This is a genomic window from Pedobacter cryophilus (assembly GCF_005116455.1).
Lineage (GTDB): Bacteria > Bacteroidota > Bacteroidia > Sphingobacteriales > Sphingobacteriaceae > Pseudopedobacter > Pseudopedobacter cryophilum.
On the sequence record NZ_SWBP01000002.1, the window covers coordinates 851,381 to 871,711 of the forward strand.

A 20,331-nucleotide genomic window follows, 5' to 3' on the forward strand; every position below is an offset into this window, starting at 1 on the left:
TAAAAAATGAAATTAATAAGATACGGCAGTTTTGGTAAAGAAAAAACAGGGGTAATCATTAATGATGTTAAATATGATACATCGGCTTTTGGCCAGGATTATAACGAAGCTTTTTTTGAAAATAATGGTTTAGAAAAATTGGCTGCATTTATTGCAATAAACGAAGGAACTTTACCCCTTATTGATGCTTCAGAAAGGTTAGGATCACCAGTGGCTAGGCCTTCTAAAATTGTTTGCATAGGTTTAAACTACGCAAAACATGCAAAAGAAACCAATGCACCAATTCCGGTTGAGCCTATCATATTCTTTAAATCTACTACCGCTTTGGTTGGTCCAAATGATGATATCACGATTCCAAAAAACTCTGTTAAAACAGATTGGGAAGTAGAATTAGCCTTTGTTATTGGCAAAAAAGCAAGCTATGTTTCTGAAGAAGAAGCGTTAGATTATGTAGCCGGTTACTGTTTACATAATGATGTAAGTGAGCGTGAGTTTCAGTTAGAAAGAGGGGGCACTTGGGATAAAGGAAAAGGTTGCGATACTTTTGCGCCAATAGGTCCATGGTTGGCTACAGCCGATGAAATTACCGATGTCAATAATCTCCGTTTGTGGCTAAAAGTGAACGATAAAATGATGCAAGATGGTAATACTGATGACCTTATTTTTGGTATCCCAAAATTAGTGAGTTACATCAGTCAGTTTATGACCTTGTTGCCAGGCGATATCATTTCTACAGGTACACCACAAGGTGTTGGGTTAGGTTTTAAACCTCCAATTTATTTAAAAGACGGCGATGTAGTGGAGCTAGGTATTGATGGATTGGGATCATCAAAACAAAAAGTTAAAAATTATTCAAAATGATTGATGCACACCAGCATTTTTGGAAGTTTAATAGCTTAAAACAAGCCTGGATTACTGATGAAATGGCGGCCTTAAAAACCGATTCTCTGCCTCATCATTTGATGCCTTTATTAAAAGAACAAGGTATAAAAGGCTGTGTTGCTGTACAAGCGGATGAAAGTGAAGAAGAAAATGAGTTTTTATTAAACTTAGCACAAGAAAATTCTTTTATAAAAGGAGTGGTGGGTTGGCTTGATTTTTTGAGTGAAGATATTAGCGATAGATTGGATTATTATAGCCAATTTAAATTGATGAAAGGCTTTAGATACATCCTTCAAGGGCAACAGCAAAGAGATATCATGCTAAGTGATGCTTTTAAAAATAATATTCAATTGCTGAGTAAGCATCAATTTACTTATGATATTTTAATTTTTCCTGATCAGCTAAAATATGTAACAAAGCTGGTTGCAGCATTTCCAAACCAGCCTTTTATATTAGATCATATTGCAAAGCCTTTTATTAAATCAGGTGAGATTAATGAATGGAAAAATGATATTTCTGAATTAGTTAAACATGAAAATGTATATTGTAAAGTATCAGGATTAATAACCGAAGCCGATTGGCAAAATTGGAAATACGAAGATTTTTTACCCTACCTTGATATCGTATTTGAGGTATTTGGAGCCAATAGACTACTTTTTGGGTCAGATTGGCCGGTATGCAATGTAGCAGGTGCTTACCAAAAAATGATCAGTATTGTTCAGCAATACACCTCTTCTTTAACAAAAGCAGAACAAGCTGCTTTTTGGGGAGATAACGCAGTAAAATTCTATCATTTAGCATAAAATAAAATGAATTTAAATTTAAAAGACAAAGTAATTATTGTTACCGGCGGCGCAAAAGGAATAGGGCTAGGCATTGTAGAAGTATTAGCCGCTGAAGGAGCTATCCCGGTAATTATAGGTCGAAAAAAAGAAGATAATCAACTAGCAGTTGCACAGGTTGTAGCAGCAGGTTATCAGGCTTTTGGTGTAGAAGCCGAATTAAATTTACCTGACCAATGCGAGCAGGCCATCCAAAAAGTAATCCATCAATTTGGAAGGATAGATGGTTTGGTAAATAATGCTGGTTTAAATGATGGCGTGGGTTTAGAAAACGGTAGTTATGATGGTTTTATGCAAAGCCTGCATCGTAATTTAGTTCATTATTATTTAATGGCGCATTATGCCTTACCTGAGCTTAAAAAATCAAAAGGAGCCATTGTAAATATATCTTCAAAAACAGCCGAAACTGGTCAGGGAAATACCTCTGGTTATGCAGCCGCAAACGGAGGTAGAAATGCCTTAACCAGAGAATGGGCCGTAGAAATGTTGAAATATGGGATAAGGGTAAATGCTGTTATTGTTGCCGAGTGTTGGACTCCACAATACGCTAATTGGATTAAAACCTTGACTAATCCAGAAGAAAAACTAGCAGAGATCACAGCTTTTATTCCTTTAGAAAACAGAATGACCACCGCAGAAGAAATAGGCAATAATGTTGCTTTTTTACTGAGTGATAAATCTAGCCACACCACCGGTCAAATTTTACATGTTGATGGTGGTTATGTGCATTTAGACAGGGCTTTAGCAAACGCTTATTAAGGGTTGCGATATGAAAATTTTATACTGTAACCAACCCGGAGCGTTCTCTTACGCAGAAAAAGCTTTGCCAGAAATTAAACCAGGTGAGGCTTTAATAAAAATAAAGCGAATAGGAATTTGTGGAACAGATTATCATGCTTTTGGTGGTTCTCAACCTTTTTTTACCTATCCACGTGTTTTAGGGCATGAATTAGCTGGAGAATTGATCGATTTTTCTGATGCTCCAGGTTTTAAAAAAGGAGAAGCAGTTACCATTATTCCATATTTTAATTGCAAAACTTGTATCGCTTGTCGTACTGGAAAACCAAATTGTTGCCAAAAAATTAATGTTTTTGGAGTACATATAGATGGTGGCATGGCCGAGTATGTGGTGGTTCCTTCTTACAGTTTGGTGCATAGCCAAGGCTTAAGTTTTGATGATTTAGCTTTGGTAGAGCCATTAGCCATTGGTGCTCATGGAATTAAAAGGGCTCAGGTTCAAGCTGGTGAATTTATCTTGGTTATTGGCGCTGGTCCTATTGGTTTAGGGACTATGGAATTTGCAAAAGTGGCAGGTGCAAAGGTAATTGCTATGGATACCAATACGATGCGTTTAGATTTTTGCAAACACCAATTAGGAGTAGAGTTTACGGTGAATCCGGCAACAGAAAATGCCATAGAAAAATTACTAAATATTACCAATGGAGATATGCCTACTGCTATTTTTGATGCTACAGGTAATTTAAAAGCCATTAATAATGGGATTAATTATTTAGCCCATGGTGGTAGGTATGTATTAATAGGGTTACAAAAAGAAGCATTTTCTTTTAGTCATCCCGAGTTTCACAAAAGAGAAAGCACTTTAATGAGTAGCCGCAATGCCACCAGAGAAGATTTTGAACATGTTATTTCTTCCATAAAAAAAGGGTTGGTAAATTCTAAAACCTATATCACTCATCGTTTAAGTTTTGACGAAGTAAAAGATCAATTTGAAATGTTGCTAAAGCCAGAAAGTGGTGTAATTAAAGCAATGATCAACTTTTTTTAAATAAATACAAAGCCTTCAAAATTTATTAAACCCATTTTTGGGTTTAATAAATTGATATTTTAGACGTTTTTATTCTGATAAAATTGGGATGGCTAAGCTGTAGATATATTTTTATTTAAAGTTTTTTCAACCCCTTTTTTCAACTCCTTTTGCCTACTTCCCAGAGCGCTGATAAATTTAAAAGACAAAAAAATAAAATCAATCGGTTTAAATATCATCCATTTTATTTTTAAAAATATTAAATTAGAAATCTAATATTTCAATATGAAACTAAAAACTAGCTTTTTCTTATTCTTTATTGCATTTGCTCAATTTGTTATTGCGCAAAGTAAAAGTAATCTCATTCAGGTAACAGATATGCTCCAAATAAAGCAAATAGGCGCTACAACCTTGTCTCCTGATGGAAAATTAGTAGCATTTACAGTAAATAGTATTCTTAATGATGATGAAATTAAAGACGAATATCAATACAGGTCGCAAATTTATTTAGCCAATACAGAAGGCGAACCAAATCCTCGTCAATTAACAACCGCAATAGCAGGCGCAAGTCAGCCCGCTTGGTCTCCTGATGGAAAATCAATTTCATTTGTGAGAGCTGTAAAAGGGCGTACACAAATATTTGTATTGTCATTAAATGGAGGGGAGCCGCTTCAAATCACCGATTTTAAGTACGCTGTTTCTTCTCCAAAATGGTCTCCAGATGGGCAAAAGATTTTATTTTCTGCGGCTATTTCTTTTAGTGAATTGCTTAAGGATTCCCTGCTAAACCCAGAATTCACAAAACCTGTTTGGCCATTAGAAAAACCTGGGTTCATGAATAATGCACAACTAAAAAATGCACAAAAGGCAAATCCTAATGGAAATCTTGATCAAATAAGGGCTTATCTCAGTAAAAATGAAGTTGATAAAAAGGCTAAAGTGTTTACCAGACTTAATTTTCAGGGAGAAGCAGCCACAAACCCCGAGTTTAGTTTTAACCATTATTTTATGGTAGATGCGGTTGTAAAAGCAACGCCCAAACCTTTAACTCATGGGTTTTATTCTTTTAGCAATGCAGATTTTTTTAAGGATGGTAAAACACTCATCATCACCTCAACTATAGATAGTTTACAATTATTAGATCGTAATGATGGTAGTGAAATTTATACGCTATCCCTATTAAACGGTGTATTGACTAAAATTTTATCTCAACCAAAAACCGATTTTAATAGTCCTGTTGTTTCTCCATCAGGTAAATTTTTGGCTTATCAGGTTTCTCCTGTAGATGGTATTAATATTCCGCAGTTGGCTATACTTAATCTTCAAAATCCATCAGCGCAGCCAATAATAATTCCATTTGATAGAAATAAAAGTCAGGTAACTTGGTCATTTGATGAACGTTATTTGTATTTCACTTCTCCGTCTAACGGAGGAACACCTGTTTACAAAGCAAATATCAAAACTCAAAATGTAGTGCAATTGAGCGACTTTACTGCCGGAATTAGCGGTTTAAGTGTTGGAAAAGATAAGCTAGTTTATGTAAAAACTGAGGTAGCCAATCCTTATGAATTGTATGTTTCTGATCTTTCAAATAAAGACATAAAAGCACTAAGCACCTTTAACAGTAGCTGGCTCAGCAATAAAACTTTATCCTATCCCGAAAAGAAAATTTATACCAACAGTAAAGGCGTTAAGGTAGAATATTGGATTATAAAACCCACAAATTTTAGTCCTGATAAAAAATACCCCATCATGTTGCAAATTCATGGCGGTCCAACTGCTATGTGGGGGCCTGGAGAGGCTAGTATGTGGCATGAATTTCAATTTTTTGCAGCCAATGGTTATGGCGTAGTTTACGCTAACCCAAGAGGATCTGGTGGTTACGGACAAGATTTTTTAAGAGAAAATTATCAAGATTGGGGAACTGGCCCAACAGAAGATGTATTAGGTGCTTTAGATGGTGCCATATCACAAGGGTGGGTTGATACAAAAAAGCAAGTAGTTACCGGCGGCTCTTATGCAGGTTATTTAACAGCTTGGATAATTGCGCATGATAAGCGTTTTTCTGCGGCTTCGGCACAGCGTGGGGTGTATGATTTACCTACGTTTTTTGGGGAAGGAAACGCTTGGCGATTGGTGCCTAATTATTTTGGCGGCTATCCTTGGGATGATAAAATTGAACCTATTTTAAAACGAGAATCTCCGTTTAATTATGTAGATAAAATTACTACGCCATTTTTAATTTTTCATGGCGAGAGTGATTTAAGAACCGGGGTAATACAAAGCGAAATGATGTACAAGGCTTTAAAAGTTTTAAACCGACCAGTAGAATATGTGAGACATCCGGGTGGTACACATGAACTTTCTCGTTCTGGTAATGTGCGCCAGCGTTTAGATCAAATGCTTCGTATTTACGAGTTCTTTGAAAGGTATAACGTGAAGTAAGTATTAAATTTTAATGAGTCTTAGCATTTTTTTATGATTTGAAGACTTGTGCCAATTTTGGAATAATAAATTTGGTAGGGGAGTTAGATTTGAAGAAAGGTCGCTTATAGGTTAGAATATAACGTTCCGCCGCTTGGCGAGGTTGCGAACTTCGTAACCGAGTTCTTTCGGCTAAGATAATATTTCTTGCGAAACGTAGACTTGAATTTACTACAAAATTCGCAATCTTGCCAAACGCCTGTTAGGTGCTGACGTTCTATTTTTTTGTGGATAAAACAAATCTAACCACTTATTTCTATATGAAGCATCGTGAGCAGCAGAAGAGCCTTTCCGAAATTGATTCTTGTTTTTATATTTTTTTGCTTCTAATTCGCAAAGCTCGTATGTCCAATAACCATTTGGCTTTTTAATTTCTTTAAAATTTTCTTGTATAAGTTTTAGCCAACTATTTTTTAAAGCAGCACCATATGCCGAAGAAGATTTTTTTTGAAATTCTATGTACGTAGAATATTGTTTTGCTTCATCAAGACACATTTCTAAATTCCAAAAGTTATTTGGCTTTTTTATTTCTACCATATGACCACAAATTTCATTTAACCAATTGTTTTTTTCTGCTTTACTATAAGCAGCAGATGAATGATTTCTAAAATCTACTTTTGAATTGTATTTATTTGCTTCCTCAATACATCTTTATTTCGACCAAAAACCGTGTGGTTTTTTTGGTTGAAACATATAAGCACAAATCTCATTTAACCAGCCTTTTTTGTGAGCCGTTGAATAGCTTAAAGATTTTTGATATTCGCCTCTTGTTTTATATTCTAAGGCCTCAATTTTACATTTTTCTTTTGTCCACTTTAGTGTTGAACCGCCAATTCCACCACCTTTATCAATATTTAAAACTTTATATCCTTTATCAATGTGTTCTTTTATTAATTTTATTTCGATTTTTTGTGCCATTTCTGTCGGCACTAAATTAGGCGTTATTAATTTAAATTGAGGCTCTTCATTAGTGATTTGAACATGTTTGTAAACCTTACTTGATATGTCAGTTTTATGGTCAATAATTCTTCTTTTGTAATCATTTGTTAATCCAAAATAAATGCTACCATCGGAAAAAGTAAATGAGTAAACATATCTAAGCATTTCACTTCCTTGAAATGTCATATGATTACATATTTCGTCTAACCAATTATTTTTTTGAGCTGAGCCATAAGCACTATTAGAAAGATTAGAAAAATCATTACGATGTTTGTATTTTAAAGCTTCATTGGCACATCTTTCTTTTGTCCAATATTTATGTGGTTTTTTGACTTCTGTCATATGACAGCAAATCTGTTCCAACCAGTTATTCTTCGATGCTATTTGAAAAGCAATATTAGAGTTTGATAGAAACTCTTTTTTTAGCGAATATTTTTTTGCTTCTTTTTCACATTCTTCAAATGTCCATTTATAGTTGTATGGCTTAGGCTTAGCCATATGCCCACAAATTTCATCTAACCAACCATATCTATATGCTGCTTTATACGCAGGTGAATTTTTTTGAAATGCAGTTCGATAAGAATACTTTAATGCTTCTTCTCTACATATCTTTAAAGTCCATTTGGTTTTGCTATTAGAAGATTCAATCATTGGATTGGTTAAGAATGAATTTAATGTTTTGAAGATTTCGTTTTTTTACGCTTGCACCTAACGTTTGGCGAATTTGTGTTGTAATGGCTTAGAAAGCACAATCTTGTCTGCCAATATAAATTTAGTTAATTGCGATGAAGTAACGTAAAGCAGTTCAGCCATTATAATACAAATTTGTGGTTAGCAGACGTTATTTTTAGTAATTAATAAATTCAGATTAAGTCCATGAAAATCTTCAAGGTCGAGCTTTATTTTTAAAAATTTGTCACTCCAAACAATTTCATTTTGATTGTCTTGAATGGGTAAACCAAATGATTTTGTAAAATATTCTTTTAAAATCTCAAACTCCCTTTTTGCCTTGGATCGGCTTGAAATACTATATTCCAGTTCTTTAAAGGTCGAGGTAGAATTAATAAAAAATGTTCTTAAATTAATTTCGGAGTCTTTGATAAGTGTGTCTTCGCCCAAATAGGAATAAAAACCAATTTGGCTTTTTTCTACAACAAGATTATTTTCAGATGTAAAACTTTCAATTTTATCATCCCATTTCAGCATTAAGTCAGAATTTTCAAAATAGATTCCTTCAGGAGTTGCTTTCATTTAAGTAGTCATTTATAATGCCTGCTAACTAGTTGCTATACGCTACATATAGCGTATATATTTCATATATATTAGTTGATTTTAGATAAATATTAATAGATTTCTAAACATAGTGAAAATAAATTAAGCTACACTAAATAAATTATTTCATTTTGCACAAAAAAAAGAGCGATAGAAAAATATCCATCGCTCTTTTTAGCTCTAAAAAAACGTTTAGCGGCTTTAAGAAGTTGGGGATTTGTAAGCCCGAAACTTTCGATTAAGTACCGAACTTTAAAAATACAAAACAAACTTTAAATTAAGACCGAAAACCCAATCTCTTAAAACCGCTGGTGTAGGTAGTTTTTCTATTTATTAAAAAAGTCCTCAATTTTATTAATCCATTCAGGTTTTGGTATTCCGTCAATTCTACAGTAATTTTTGCAAATTTCTTTTTTATACTTGTCAATAAATTCAACGATTTTATCTTTTTCTTTTGATGGATTACCTTCAAAAAAAGCTGTAGTGTCTGGATAAATAATTGAATTATCACCTTTAATAAAACTATTTAATGACTCATCATCATATTTAAATTTATTAAATATTTCTTTAATGGAATCATTATCAGAATCTTCAATTGTCATTTTTAATGATTCATAAAATGCTTTTGAATTTAAAGCTTCTTCTATTTCGGTTGGATATTTAATATCAGTGTCTATTTTATGTAATTCAATTTTTGAATTTTCCATAATTTGTAATCTACGCATTTTTAGTAAACCATTATTATGGTCATCTAAAAAATCTTTAGTCCCAACACCTTGAAAATCAGTATCTATTAAGCAAAATATTTTGCCATTTAGCTCTTTTTTCTCGGATTTTTGTGAAATTGGTGTGTAAAGATAGTTATATAATAGTTTCACTATTGCACAACCGCCAACAGGAAGTATTTTTAAGCTTTTTTCTAATGAAATGTGTTTAAGAATATAATTTTTATCTTCTTCGCTTTCTACAATTAACCAGTTGGTTTCCTGAATTCTTAGAGAACTAATTACTGCTGAAGCTAAATCAAAAAAACTTTTGAATTGTATATCACTAGGATTATTTCCTGATTCTTCAAAATAGTTTCTAAATGAGTATTGATTTATTTTTATTTCTTCATCCTCCGAATCAATATGATATAAATTGCCTCTGTCAATAATTGGCAAAGAACCGTACCAATGTGAAGTTACAAGTAATTGAATATTAAATTTAGAAGACAATTCTTCTAATCTGCTGAATTGGTCATAACACATCGAAATATGTAATGAAGACTCCGGTTCATCTATTGCAAGGATTATTTGACGATCTTTGTTCTTTTCTTGAATTAAAAAAGAATAAGCTATATCAATTAATGCTTTTTTCCTTTCACCTGCTGAAAGATACTTTATTTGTTTTCCGTTCTTTTTTAATTTTCTTTTTGAAAAGAAAGTTTCAATCATAACATCTGATAAATGATTTGCCGTAAGGTTTGTTTTAGCTTTAAATTCTTTATCAAAATCATATTCTTTATCAATTTCTTGTATTGTGCTTTCAACTTCTTTAACAAAATCTTCTAAATCATTATTAATAATTTCAAGAATACTTTTTTTTTGTGTTCTTCCTTCTTTTATTGGTAGTTTTTCATTTAATGTTTTTTCAATTCTTTTTTTTACGTCTTCACTCATTAGGTCTTGCATACCTTTAGACTCCAATCTAAGAAAATCATCGATTGATGTTTCAACAGGAATATATAAAAATGAATAATTTTTAATGATGTCACTTTTAAATTTCAAGATAGCTGAATAATAATTTTTATCATCACTAAAATCATCAATCTCTTGAATTTTCTTTTTAATAATATTATCAAAAGTTATAAAATATTGATTGCTATTATCAGTTTGTGGCCAAAAAGCGTTCGTGAAAATATAGTGAGTATCTTTTATTTCTTTTAAAAATTTTTGTTGTTCAAAAAAACTTTCATAAGGCTTAAAATTTGTTGATGACGTAAATGACAGGTTTAATAAAACATCCGAAATTATGGGAATAATTTGTTGAACCTTTTTATCATAATTACTTAAATCTTCTTTTTTAATTAAAAAAAGCGGTGAAACGAATGCTTCGGATCTCTTTTCATTAGAATGATAAATAAATTCAGAATTATTAAAATAACAATTTAAAGCTTCAAGAATTGAACTCTTACCAGCACCATTTTGACCAATAAAGAGATTAAACATTTCTTTTTGGTTTGTACCAAAAGGAATATATTTTGCTCCTTTATATATTTTGAAATGCCTTTGAAATAGTCCAATTATCATTTTTACGTTTTTTTTAAAATTACCTACAACTAGTTGCAACACGCTACCTATAGCGTATATATTTCCTATATATTAGTTGATTTTAGATAAATAGTAATAGAATATCTAAACATAGTGAAAATAAATTAAGCTACACTAAATAAATTATTTCATTTTACACAAAAAAAGAGTGATAGAAAATTCCATCACTCTTTTTTTAGCATTAAAAAACTGCTTAAATATATCTATTTATTAAGTTTTCTAAATATTCTTGCTTTCCGCTAATGGTTTTAGGTTCTCCGTTTGCAATGGCAAAAGCTCTTAAATCTTCTAAACTTAATTGGCCATTTTCAAACTCTTTTCCTTTGCCACCATCAAAAGAAGCATATCTTTCGGCTCTTATTTTTTTGTATTCAGATTTGTTCAAGATTTTATCAGCAGTGATAAAAGCTCTGGCAAATAAATCCATTCCACCTATGTGGGCATAAAATAAATCGGCAGCATCGGTAGAGTTTCTTCTAATTTTAGCATCAAAATTAATTCCACCGCCTTTTAAACCATTAGCTTCCTGTATAATTAACATAGATTCTACCAGCTCATTAATATCGTTTGGAAACTGATCCGTATCCCATCCGTTTTGGTAATCGCCTCTGTTGGCATCAATAGAACCTAACATTCCGGCATCAGCGGCCACTTGTAATTCATGTTGAAAAGTATGACCAGCTAAAGTAGCGTGGTTAACCTCTAAATTCAGTTTAAAGTCGCCCAGCAAATCATATTTCTGCAAAAAGCCTAACACCGTTGCTGCATCATAATCATACTGGTGTTTGGTAGGTTCGCAAGGTTTTGGTTCAATAAAAAATGTTCCTTTAAAGCCATTGCTTCGGGCGTAATCTTTTGCGGTGTGTAAAAAGCGAGCCAAGTGTTCTTGTTCTCTTTTCATGTTGGTGTTTAGTAAAGACATATAACCTTCTCTGCCTCCCCAAAACACATAATTTTCTCCACCTAATTCAATAGTAGCGTCTAAAGCCGCTTTTACTTGTGCTGCACCATGCGCCAGCACATGAAAATCAGGATTGGTTGATGCGCCATTCATGTACCTTTTATGAGAGAAAAGATTAGCCGTTCCCCAAAGTAATTTTACGCCGGTTGCTGCTTGTTTTGCTTTAGCATAATCAACCATAGTTTGCAATCTTTTATCGTTATCTAACACGTCGTCTCCATAATCCACTATATCAACATCGTGAAAACAATAGTAAGGAAGCTTAAGTTTAACTAAAAATTCAAACGCAGCATCCATTTTATCTTTTGCTCTGGCTATTGGATCTGATTTTGTTGCCCATGGAAATAGGTGAGTAGGCTCGCCAAAAGGATCAGCACCGTTACCGCAGAATGAATGCCAGTAAGCACCAGCAAATCTGAGGTGATCTTTTAAGGTTTTACCTGCAATTACTAATTCTGGATTGTACCATCTAAATGCTAATGGATTATCACTTTCTGGACCTTCATAATTAATGGTCCCTATTTCTTTGAAAAATTCCTTATCAGAAGCTGACATGTTGTATGGGTTTATTTAAAATTTTAAATTTTTTATAATGTGCTCAATTGTTGAGCTAATAATTCTTTCCAGCTATGGTAAGGCTGTTCTAAGCTTTGCCCATCAGGCTCAATCAATTTTAAAGGTTTTTTATTAATGAAAGCATCATTGGCCGAGCTGTAAATTTTTGCGCCAATACCAGCACCAATGGCAGCACCATAGCTTCCATCACTCTCATAAAGCTCAACTGCAACACCCGTAATGTTTACAAAACTTTGAGTAAAAACATCACTCAAAAACAGATTTGATTCACCGGCTCTAATAATATTAGGTTGCATTCCGTTTTCCTTTAAAATATCAAAGCCGTACCTAAATGCAAAAGCTATACCTTCTTGTACAGCCCTAAATAAATGAGCTTGGGTATGTAAATTAAGATCAATTCCGTTGAAATTTGCACTTAGCATTTTATTATTGAGCATTCTTTCGGCACCGTTTCCAAAAGGTAAAACCAATAATCCATCACTACCTGGAGCTATTTTTTGAGCAGATTGATTCATGGATTTGTAATCTATAGCTGTACCAAAAATATTTTTTGTCCAGCGGTTCATGCTGCCAGTACCGTTAATGCATAGTAAAACTCCTAAACTTTGATTTTGTAAAGTATGATTTACGTGGGCAAAAGTATTTACTCTTGATTGTTGATCATATAATAAATGATTGGTAACCCCGTAAATTACGCCAGACGTTCCAGCTGTAGCGGCAACTTCACCGGGTTGGGTTACATTTAAAGATAAAGCGTTATTGGGTTGGTCGCCTGCCTTATATGTTACCGGAATACCTACTTTTAAACCTAATTTTTGAGCAACGGCATGGGTAAGATAACCGTGATCAGAAAATACTGGTTTTATTTCAGGAATAAGACTATGTTCAAATCCAAAATAAGTCATAATTTCTTCAGAAATACATTGGTTTTCAAAATCCCAAAAAATGCCCTCTGATAAAGCCGAAATAGAAGTGGTAATTTGTTGGGTAAACTTCATGGCAATATAATCTCCAGGAAGCATAATATGAGCTATTTTAGCATATACTTCAGGCTCATTTTGTTTTACCCAAGCTAATTTAGATGCAGTAAAATTCCCAGGCGAATTTAAAAGATGACTTAAGCAATAATCAGCACCTATAGTTTCAAAGGCTTTATCTCCAATTTCTACCGCTCGGCTATCGCACCAAATAATACTGTTTCTTAAGCTATTTTGCTGTTCATCTACCAATACCAAACCATGCATTTGGTAAGCTATGCCTATAGCTCCAATATCTTGTGGATTATATTTTTGTTGTTGGTTGCAAAGTAAAATAGCTTTTTGAACATGCTCCCACCACATATCTGCAGATTGCTCTGCCCATCCATATTTTGGAGAAATAATTTCCGACTCTGAATCTGGGTATTGCTTGTTGGCAATGATATTACCAGACTGTGCGTCAATAACAGAAACTTTTACAGATGATGTGCCTACATCAATACCTAATAATAACATGTTAAAATTTAAGTGAATTGGATACACGAAAATAATCAAATATTTTATTTTAGCAATCGATTGCTTTAAAAATATTTTACAATATTTACTCAGTGTATGAAAACTCCAAAAAGGACCACCATTTATGATATTGCTAAAAAGCTGAACCTTAACGCTTCATCTGTTTCTAGAGCATTAAACAACAGTGGTAATGTAAGCGAAGTAACCAAAAAGTTGATTTTAAAAACGGCTAAAGAACTTAACTATAAGCAAAATAGTTTAGCTTCTAACTTAAGAAAAGGCCATAATCAAACTATTGGTGTTATTGTACCGCGGGTAAATCAAAATTTCTTTGCCAATGTAATTGCTGGTTTAGAAGAAGTAACCTACCAAAAAGGGTATAATTTAATTATTTGCCAATCTAATGAATCTCATGCCAGAGAAGTAAAGTGCGTAAACACATTAATTAATCAACATGTAAGTTGCATCATTATATCTGTAAGTGCCGATTTTGAGGATGACACCCATCTTAGAAATATTCAAGAAAACGGAATTCAATTGATTCAATTTGATAGGGTAGATGATAATTTAGAAACTTTTAAGGTTTTAAATGATAATAAACAAGCTTCTGAAGATGCTGTAACTCATTTAATAGCACAAGGATATCAAAGAATTGCTTTGTTAGAAGGACCTCAAAATCTAAATATTTTTAAGGAAAGAAAAGAGGGCTATCTGTCTGCATTAAGAAAGCATAATTATCCTATTCTGCCCGAATTAATGAAAGAAAATGCTTGGACTAAAGAGCTGAGTGCTGCAGCTACCAAAAAATTATTGAATATGGCTCATCCGCCAGATGCCATTTTTGCTTCCACGTCAGATTTCTCTGCCTTGGGCGTATTAGAAGTAGCCACTAATATGGGCATTAAAGTGCCAGCAGAATTAGGGATTTGTGGCTATTCTAATGAAGCTTTTACTGAAATTACCAGTCCATCTATTACTACCGTAGATCAATACAGCGTTAGCATGGGTAAAACTATTGCTAACCTTTATTTTCAAGAAATTAAATCTGATAATAAAGATGCTATTCCTAAAATAGTAAGCATTAAGCCCAAGTTAATTATTCGCTCCTCAACACTAAGGAATAAAGATGAACAGCGTATTTAATCGATTTTTTAAACGCCCAAACCATAAGTGAATTATTATGATTTGGGCGTTTTAACATGCTTTCCATTGTATCTTTTTTTATTTCCCCCAACTCAAAAGATCTATAACGCTCAAAAAAAGGATGCCATTTCAATCATTAACGCACCTATAAATTTCACAAAACTTATCTTATTATTTAAAAAAAAACACGTCTCTTTAATCTATTTTATGAGCTCTTCTTAAGCCATATTCTAAACCTCTTAACTCGGCTAAGCCTTTCATTCTGCCAATAACAGAATAACCAGGATAAGTATTTCTTTTAAAATCATCTAATATTTTGTGTCCATGATCTGGCCTCATAGGAATGGCAATATCTAATCTTCCTTCTGCAACTCTTCTTTGTTGTTCTTCAATTACATTATTCATAATAGCAGCCATGTCATTGTCTCCATTTAAATGTTCTGCTTCAAAAAAACTTCCATCAGCTTCTCTTTTTACATTTCTTAAATGAAGAAAATGAATATGCGGCCCTAAGTTTTTAGCCATTTCCGGTAAATTATTTACCGGGTTTGCACCTAAAGAACCCGTACAAAACGTAATGCCATTACTTGGAGATGGGCAAGCATTAACAACATCAAAAAGGTCTTTTTCATTACAAACCACTCTTGGTAAACCTAAAATAGGGAAGGGAGGGTCATCAGGATGGATACACATTTTCACGCCTTCTTTTTCTGCTGCCGGAATGATTGCTTTTAAAAAGTAAGCTAAATTTTCTTTAAGTTTTGTAGCATCTATGTCTTGATATTTTTTTAAATGCACCATAAATTCTTCAGGTGTAAAAACCTCATCAGTACCAGGTAAGCCAGCCATAATGGTGTTTTTTAAAGTTTCTTTTTCTTCAGCAGAAAGTTGTAGAAAATATTTTTCGGCTTTTTCTTTTTGGGTATCGGTAAACTCTTTTTCTACACCTTCTCTTTTTAAAATAAAAAGTTCAAAGGCAGCCAAAGCAACGGCATCATAACGTAAAGCACTTGCATTATCTTTTAATCTAAAATCTAAATGCGTCCTAGTCCAGTCTAAAACAGGCATAAAATTATAGCATATAATTTTTAAACCTTGCGAAGAAACATTTTTTATAGATTCAATGTATTTCTCAATCCAAAAATCACGGTCGGCGGCTCCAGTTTTTATAGATTCATGAATGTTAATACTCTCAATCACACTCCATTCCAATCCTGCATCTTCAATGATCTTTTTTCTTTCAATAATTTCATCTAATTCCCAAACTTCGCCGCAAGTAATATGGTGTAAAGCGGTTACAATACCAGTTGCGCCAGTTTGTTTAATATCAGCTAAGGTGACTTCATCTTGAGGGCCAAACCATCTAAAAGTTTGCGCTAGTTTTTGCATTTTATAAAATTTTAGATTTAACAATCGATTGCTAAATTAACACTTTATTGAAATTTTACCTAAAAACTTAATAAAGTGGTGTTGTTTGGGAGGTTTTAATTGTTTTTAGAAAGCTGCTCTAAGGTTTTATATAAGTTGCCTAAATCAAACGGTTTAGATAAATAAGCATCAGCTTGGGCATCTGTAGCTAATTTTTTTATATCTGCATGTGCGCTAAACAAAACTATAGGAATATGCTGTAATTCCTTTTGCTTTTTAATGTTTTTAATGGCATTTACTCCTCCAATATCTGGAATATTGTAATCCATTATAATGATGCAAGGCATTATAGAAGTGACTTTTTCAATAGCATTATTGCTTTGGTTTGAAATAAATACTTTCCACCCTTTATCTTCTAAAACATATTCCATAATGTCTAAAATGGTAACATCATCATCAAAAATGAGTATTCTTTTCTCCATATATTTATTTTAAATTTTAAAATAAATTTTAAAATTACTGCCTTGCCCTACTTTACTTTCTACCTCAATTTTCCCTCCTGATGTATCTATAATTTTTTTGATCAAATAAAGTCCAATTCCTTGACCTTCTAAATCATCATTTACTCTTTGGTACATTTTAAAAACAAAATCTAATCGGTCAGCATTAATTCCAATACCATTGTCTTTCATTGATAACATAATAAACTGATCAACTTTTTCTGTCTTAATTGATATTTCAGGTGTTCTATCAGGATCACTAAATTTAATGGCATTAGTTAATAAATTTAACATAATACTTCTTAAATGCTTTTTCGGGAATTTTATTTCCTCCTCATAAAAGTGGGTGGTAATTTTAGCCTGAGCATGTTTTATTCTTTCGGATATCAAGTCTTTGATCTCTTTAAAAATATCAGTAAAACTCTCAATTTCACATTCTTCTTGCATCTCAGCCTCAATTCTACCCACCTTTGCTAAATCTGTAATTACCTCTTTAAAATTAGTGATAGACGATTTAATGATATTTGTTAATTTAATCACATTAGGGTCTTTCATATCTATTTTAGAATTTAAAATAGTTAAAACCGATTCTATATTAAGAATTGGTGATTTTAGATCATGAGAGGCGCTGTAAACAAAATTATCAAGATCAGCATTAATTCTTAGTAAGCTTTTGTTGCTGGCATCTAATTCTTGCATCAATTTTTTAAGATCGGTGATGTCATAAAAGCTAATTACTGCTCCATCTGCTTTTTTGCTGTCTTTTTTGAGGTAAGGCATCGTCATCACCTGATATATTTTTCCATCAGTTGCTTCTACCTCTTTAACAATAGTTTTATCGTTGTGTATTACTTGTTTTATATCTTCAATAAAGGTTTCAAATTTAATATTGGTGGTAATATTACTTAAAGGGCGGCCAATATCGCTTTCGCGGATATTAATATGCTTTACCGCAGCAGGGGAGTATTTTTTTAGCAGGAGTGAATTATCAACAAATAACTGTCCGTTTGTGTTACTTCTAAAATAATTATTGAGGTCATCATTTAGTTCGGTAAGGGCAATATTAGTTACCTGGTGTTCTTTATTAATGGTTTGAAGTTCTTCATTTACAGATTGAAGCTCTTCATTGGCACTTTGCATTTCCTCATTTGCCGATAACAATTCCTCATTAAATGATTGCAAATTTTCATTAGAAGATTCTATACGCTGATAAGCTACTTCTAGCTGATGTTTAGTTTCTGTAAGCTCTTTTTCTAAATGAATTAAATGTTCTTTGGTAAGTTTATCTATGTCTTTAATTTTGGTGGTTTTTGCTGTTGTTGATTTATGACTATCTATAAATATAACCAATAGCAATTTTTCAGTTGATTCGGTGCCATTATAAGGCTTAATAATAAGATTAACTAAATGATTTTTATCATGATCGCTCATCCCAAAATCTAAACCATTAAGCATAACTTTTTGGTTTAATTGTAATGCTTTGTAAGCAGCGGCCTTAAATGGGATAACAATATGATCTGGCAGTAGATCATTTAAGTTAAAATTGAAAATTTCATTTTTTAGATATGCCGATGGATTACCAAAGGTTTGAATGACTGTAAAATTCTCATTAATACAAATCAGGCTTAGGCCCGATTCTTCTAAAATAGACAAGTTTACTTCATCAGCTAAGGTAAGTTTAGATGGAAGAACCTCGGTTTTTTTACTCACCTCTACAGTTGTAGTTTTAAAACCCTCAATCACCGGAGAAGAAAAAGTATCAAATCTAACCATTCGGCCTGTTTTTTTACTTTTTAAAATTTTCCATTTATTGCTTATTTCAATAAAATCTGAAATTAAAATAGTAGCGCTTTCACTCGGTCCCAGAAAAAGAAAGCCATCTTTTTTCAATCCAAAATGCATCATACAAAGCACTTTCTTTTGCAAAACGGCATTTAGGTAAATCAATAAATTTCTGCAACTAATAAAATCTATATTGCAATAAGGTGCATTTTTTATCAAATCATGTTGTGCAAAAATGAGCATCTTTCTGATTTCGTGGTTTATTTTATAAACCGAGCCATTTTTGGTAAAAAAGTTCTGTAGTCTTTCTTTAGAAACTGTTTTTTCTATATGATTGTTATAAATTCCTTTTGAAGCAATATCTAAAGCAGCTTTATTAATGTCGGTTGCAAAAATTTTAACACCTAAATTTAAGTTCTTTTTGTTTAAATGTTCTTTTACTAATATGGCTAAGGAATAAGCTTCTTCTCCAGTAGCACAGCCTGCTACCCAAATTTTTAAAACATCATTTCCCTGTTTACTAGCTACAATTTCTGGAATCACCTTTTTTTCAATAATTTTAAAGGCTTCAGGGTCTCTAAAAAAAGAAGTTACTCCTATTAAAAAGTCATTAGCTAAGAGTTCTATTTCTTTACTATTGTTTATCAAATAATCATAATAGGCAGAAATTTTAGTAAAATTATTTTGTGCCATTCTCCTTTTTATCCTTCTTAAAATGGTAGGGCGCTTATAATCTGTAAAATCAAGTGGTAAATTTCCTTTAATTAGCTTAATGATAGGGGCTAAATCTTTTTCACTAATGGTGTCAGTTTTTTCATCACTAAGCAAATCTAAAATACCATCTTTTACATAGCTTTCTATCACTTGCGGCATTGCCTGAGGTGATAATACTAAGTCTACTACATTGGTTTTTATAGCAGAAATAGGCATTCCGTCAAAACTTGCAGTAACGGGATCTTGTACAAGTATAATACCTCCAGCTTTTTTAATATCAGTAACCCCTTTAGAGCCATCAGCACCTGTCCCTGATAAAATAATACCTATAGCTTTGTTGCCTCTTTCCTTCGCTAAAGAAGAAAAGAAATAGTCTATAGTTAAATGAGGAGGCGTTTTTATTTTTTTATCAGTTAATACTAAACGACCATTTTTTATGATCATGTATTTGGTACTGGGTATAAGGTATACTTTATTACACTCTACCTCTATATTATCCTCAGCTTCAATAATGTTTAAATCTGTATGGCGGTCAAGTATTTTAGACATTTGACTCTTAAAATCGGCAGAGAGATGCTGTATTACAACATAAGAAACACCATCAAGAGGGGTATAATCAAAAAAATCTGAGATAGCTTCTAATCCACCTGCAGATGCTCCAATAGCTATGATATATTGCTTTTTATCAATCTTAGCCATAGTTTTTATTGATTTTTAGATTTCTAAAATTATGAGGTGAATTCAAATATACTTAATAAGTATATCCGATTTTATAATTATTTTTTTGTTTTGGCTTTAACCTTTTATTTTCTGATTTTTCTTTAGCATATAGCGATTCTATTTTTTCATAGAAGTTAACAAACTTGTATAATTATAAATAATTATTACATTGCATGATGTTAAAAGCATTGATATTCAGCCTGGTACTTATTAGTGCCGTATCTAATAATTTAATAGCACAAACGGCTTCCAAAGATTCTATAATAAAGATTGCGCAGGCTGATGTGAAATATTTTAAATTAAGTGGTGATGATTTTACAACATTCAGAAAAAACAAAGGAAATTATACCTCTGATTTTTTTAAACCTAAATTGGGAGCTGTAAGCGATACACTTTTATTAAAAGATTCTGTTTATGTGAAGGCATATAGGCAAGCAGCGTATAATAAAAGTTTAAAAAAACGGACTGTTGGTCATTATATGCTTGTTGGAGGCGCAGTTTATGTTGGGGTAACAGTAGTAGTGGCTATTGTTGCGCTTTTTATTGTGTTGAGTAAATTAGGTTAAAATTAATAGAAA

At 32.5% G+C, this 20,331-nt stretch carries 16 protein-coding genes; 7 read left to right on the top strand and 9 right to left on the bottom strand.

From position 1 onward, the window contains the following. Positions 1-6: 6 nt before the first annotated feature. The 5 genes from FA046_RS08895 to FA046_RS08915 all read left to right on the top strand — a co-directional run bounded on the left by FA046_RS08895 (position 7) and on the right by FA046_RS08915 (position 5,934). Positions 7-861 (top strand): fumarylacetoacetate hydrolase family protein, encoded by an 855-nt coding sequence (locus FA046_RS08895; RefSeq protein ID WP_136826026.1) that lies wholly within the window; start codon positions 7-9, stop codon positions 859-861. Continuing rightward, complete coding sequence (locus tag FA046_RS08900) at positions 858-1,685, top strand: amidohydrolase family protein (RefSeq protein ID WP_136826027.1); 828 nt, start codon at positions 858-860, stop codon at positions 1,683-1,685. Before FA046_RS08895 ends, FA046_RS08900 begins: the two co-directional genes overlap by 4 nt. 6 nt (positions 1,686-1,691) lie before the next feature. After that, positions 1,692-2,483, top strand: coding sequence for an L-fucose dehydrogenase (locus tag FA046_RS08905; RefSeq protein ID WP_136826028.1), 792 nt, complete (start codon positions 1,692-1,694; stop codon positions 2,481-2,483). Positions 2,484-2,493: 10 nt separating this feature from the next. Further along, positions 2,494-3,510, top strand: coding sequence for a zinc-binding alcohol dehydrogenase family protein (locus tag FA046_RS08910; RefSeq protein ID WP_136826029.1), 1,017 nt, complete (start codon positions 2,494-2,496; stop codon positions 3,508-3,510). Between the two features lie 264 nt (positions 3,511-3,774). After that, positions 3,775-5,934: a S9 family peptidase gene (locus FA046_RS08915; protein ID WP_136826030.1), complete on the top strand. Its 2,160-nt coding sequence runs from the start codon at positions 3,775-3,777 to the stop codon at positions 5,932-5,934. Between the two features lie 210 nt (positions 5,935-6,144). Here the strand turns inward: FA046_RS08915 and FA046_RS08920 are convergent, their stop codons facing one another. The 6 genes from FA046_RS08920 to FA046_RS08945 all read right to left on the bottom strand — a co-directional run bounded on the left by FA046_RS08920 (position 6,145) and on the right by FA046_RS08945 (position 13,526). Continuing rightward, entirely contained in the window at positions 6,145-6,510 is a 366-nt protein-coding gene (locus FA046_RS08920) for a hypothetical protein (RefSeq protein ID WP_136826031.1), read from the bottom strand. A gap of 114 nt (positions 6,511-6,624) precedes the next feature. Then, positions 6,625-7,563 carry a GIY-YIG nuclease family protein gene (locus tag FA046_RS08925; RefSeq protein WP_136826032.1) on the bottom strand — a complete coding sequence of 313 codons (939 nt, stop codon included), beginning with the start codon at positions 7,561-7,563 and terminating at the stop codon, positions 6,625-6,627. A gap of 180 nt (positions 7,564-7,743) precedes the next feature. Beyond that, entirely contained in the window at positions 7,744-8,163 is a 420-nt protein-coding gene (locus FA046_RS08930; protein ID WP_136826033.1) for a hypothetical protein, read from the bottom strand. A gap of 347 nt (positions 8,164-8,510) precedes the next feature. After that, complete coding sequence (locus tag FA046_RS08935; RefSeq protein WP_136826034.1) at positions 8,511-10,475, bottom strand: AAA family ATPase; 1,965 nt, start codon at positions 10,473-10,475, stop codon at positions 8,511-8,513. A gap of 214 nt (positions 10,476-10,689) precedes the next feature. After that, on the bottom strand, positions 10,690-12,012 hold the full coding sequence (gene xylA, locus FA046_RS08940; protein WP_136826035.1) for a xylose isomerase: 1,323 nt from the start codon (positions 12,010-12,012) through the stop codon (positions 10,690-10,692). 32 nt (positions 12,013-12,044) lie between these two features. Next, positions 12,045-13,526: a xylulokinase gene (locus FA046_RS08945; protein WP_136826036.1), complete on the bottom strand. Its 1,482-nt coding sequence runs from the start codon at positions 13,524-13,526 to the stop codon at positions 12,045-12,047. A gap of 96 nt (positions 13,527-13,622) precedes the next feature. On the opposite strand from FA046_RS08945, the gene FA046_RS08950 reads away from it, so the two are divergent. Beyond that, entirely contained in the window at positions 13,623-14,669 is a 1,047-nt protein-coding gene (locus FA046_RS08950; RefSeq protein WP_136826037.1) for a LacI family DNA-binding transcriptional regulator, read from the top strand. A gap of 195 nt (positions 14,670-14,864) precedes the next feature. On the opposite strand, the gene uxuA is transcribed toward FA046_RS08950, so the two are convergent. From uxuA to FA046_RS08965, 3 genes are all read right to left on the bottom strand, one after another. Further along, positions 14,865-16,058 (bottom strand): mannonate dehydratase, encoded by a 1,194-nt coding sequence (gene uxuA, locus FA046_RS08955; protein ID WP_136826038.1) that lies wholly within the window; start codon positions 16,056-16,058, stop codon positions 14,865-14,867. A gap of 95 nt (positions 16,059-16,153) precedes the next feature. Continuing rightward, complete coding sequence (locus FA046_RS08960; RefSeq protein WP_136826039.1) at positions 16,154-16,519, bottom strand: response regulator; 366 nt, start codon at positions 16,517-16,519, stop codon at positions 16,154-16,156. A gap of 9 nt (positions 16,520-16,528) precedes the next feature. Beyond that, the gene (locus FA046_RS08965; protein ID WP_136826040.1) at positions 16,529-19,732 is read right to left on the bottom strand and encodes a chemotaxis protein CheB; all 3,204 of its coding nucleotides are present in this window, start codon (positions 19,730-19,732) and stop codon (positions 16,529-16,531) included. A 194-nt stretch (positions 19,733-19,926) separates the two neighbouring features. On the opposite strand from FA046_RS08965, the gene FA046_RS08970 reads away from it, so the two are divergent. Next, the gene (locus tag FA046_RS08970; protein ID WP_136826041.1) at positions 19,927-20,319 is read left to right on the top strand and encodes a hypothetical protein; all 393 of its coding nucleotides are present in this window, start codon (positions 19,927-19,929) and stop codon (positions 20,317-20,319) included. The last annotated feature ends 12 nt before the right edge of the window (positions 20,320-20,331 follow it).

Bases quoted from the DNA above. Each gene is read 5' to 3' on its own strand.
- FA046_RS08930 (WP_136826033.1), bottom strand. From the start codon at position 8,163: ATGAAAGCAACTCCTGAAGGAATCTATTTTGAAAATTCTGACTTAATG.
- FA046_RS08895 (WP_136826026.1), top strand. From the start codon at position 7: ATGAAATTAATAAGATACGGCAGTTTTGGTAAAGAAAAAACAGGGGTA.
- FA046_RS08900 (WP_136826027.1), top strand. From the start codon at position 858: ATGATTGATGCACACCAGCATTTTTGGAAGTTTAATAGCTTAAAACAA.
- FA046_RS08910 (WP_136826029.1), top strand. From the start codon at position 2,494: ATGAAAATTTTATACTGTAACCAACCCGGAGCGTTCTCTTACGCAGAA.
- FA046_RS08905 (WP_136826028.1), top strand. From the start codon at position 1,692: ATGAATTTAAATTTAAAAGACAAAGTAATTATTGTTACCGGCGGCGCA.
- FA046_RS08960 (WP_136826039.1), bottom strand. From the start codon at position 16,519: ATGGAGAAAAGAATACTCATTTTTGATGATGATGTTACCATTTTAGAC.
- FA046_RS08945 (WP_136826036.1), bottom strand. From the start codon at position 13,526: ATGTTATTATTAGGTATTGATGTAGGCACATCATCTGTAAAAGTTTCT.
- xylA (WP_136826035.1), bottom strand. From the start codon at position 12,012: ATGTCAGCTTCTGATAAGGAATTTTTCAAAGAAATAGGGACCATTAAT.
- FA046_RS08965 (WP_136826040.1), bottom strand. From the start codon at position 19,732: ATGGCTAAGATTGATAAAAAGCAATATATCATAGCTATTGGAGCATCT.
- FA046_RS08925 (WP_136826032.1), bottom strand. From the start codon at position 7,563: ATGATTGAATCTTCTAATAGCAAAACCAAATGGACTTTAAAGATATGT.
- FA046_RS08935 (WP_136826034.1), bottom strand. From the start codon at position 10,475: ATGATAATTGGACTATTTCAAAGGCATTTCAAAATATATAAAGGAGCA.
- FA046_RS08920 (WP_136826031.1), bottom strand. From the start codon at position 6,510: ATGGTAGAAATAAAAAAGCCAAATAACTTTTGGAATTTAGAAATGTGT.
- FA046_RS08950 (WP_136826037.1), top strand. From the start codon at position 13,623: ATGAAAACTCCAAAAAGGACCACCATTTATGATATTGCTAAAAAGCTG.
- uxuA (WP_136826038.1), bottom strand. From the start codon at position 16,058: ATGCAAAAACTAGCGCAAACTTTTAGATGGTTTGGCCCTCAAGATGAA.
- FA046_RS08970 (WP_136826041.1), top strand. From the start codon at position 19,927: ATGATGTTAAAAGCATTGATATTCAGCCTGGTACTTATTAGTGCCGTA.
- FA046_RS08915 (WP_136826030.1), top strand. From the start codon at position 3,775: ATGAAACTAAAAACTAGCTTTTTCTTATTCTTTATTGCATTTGCTCAA.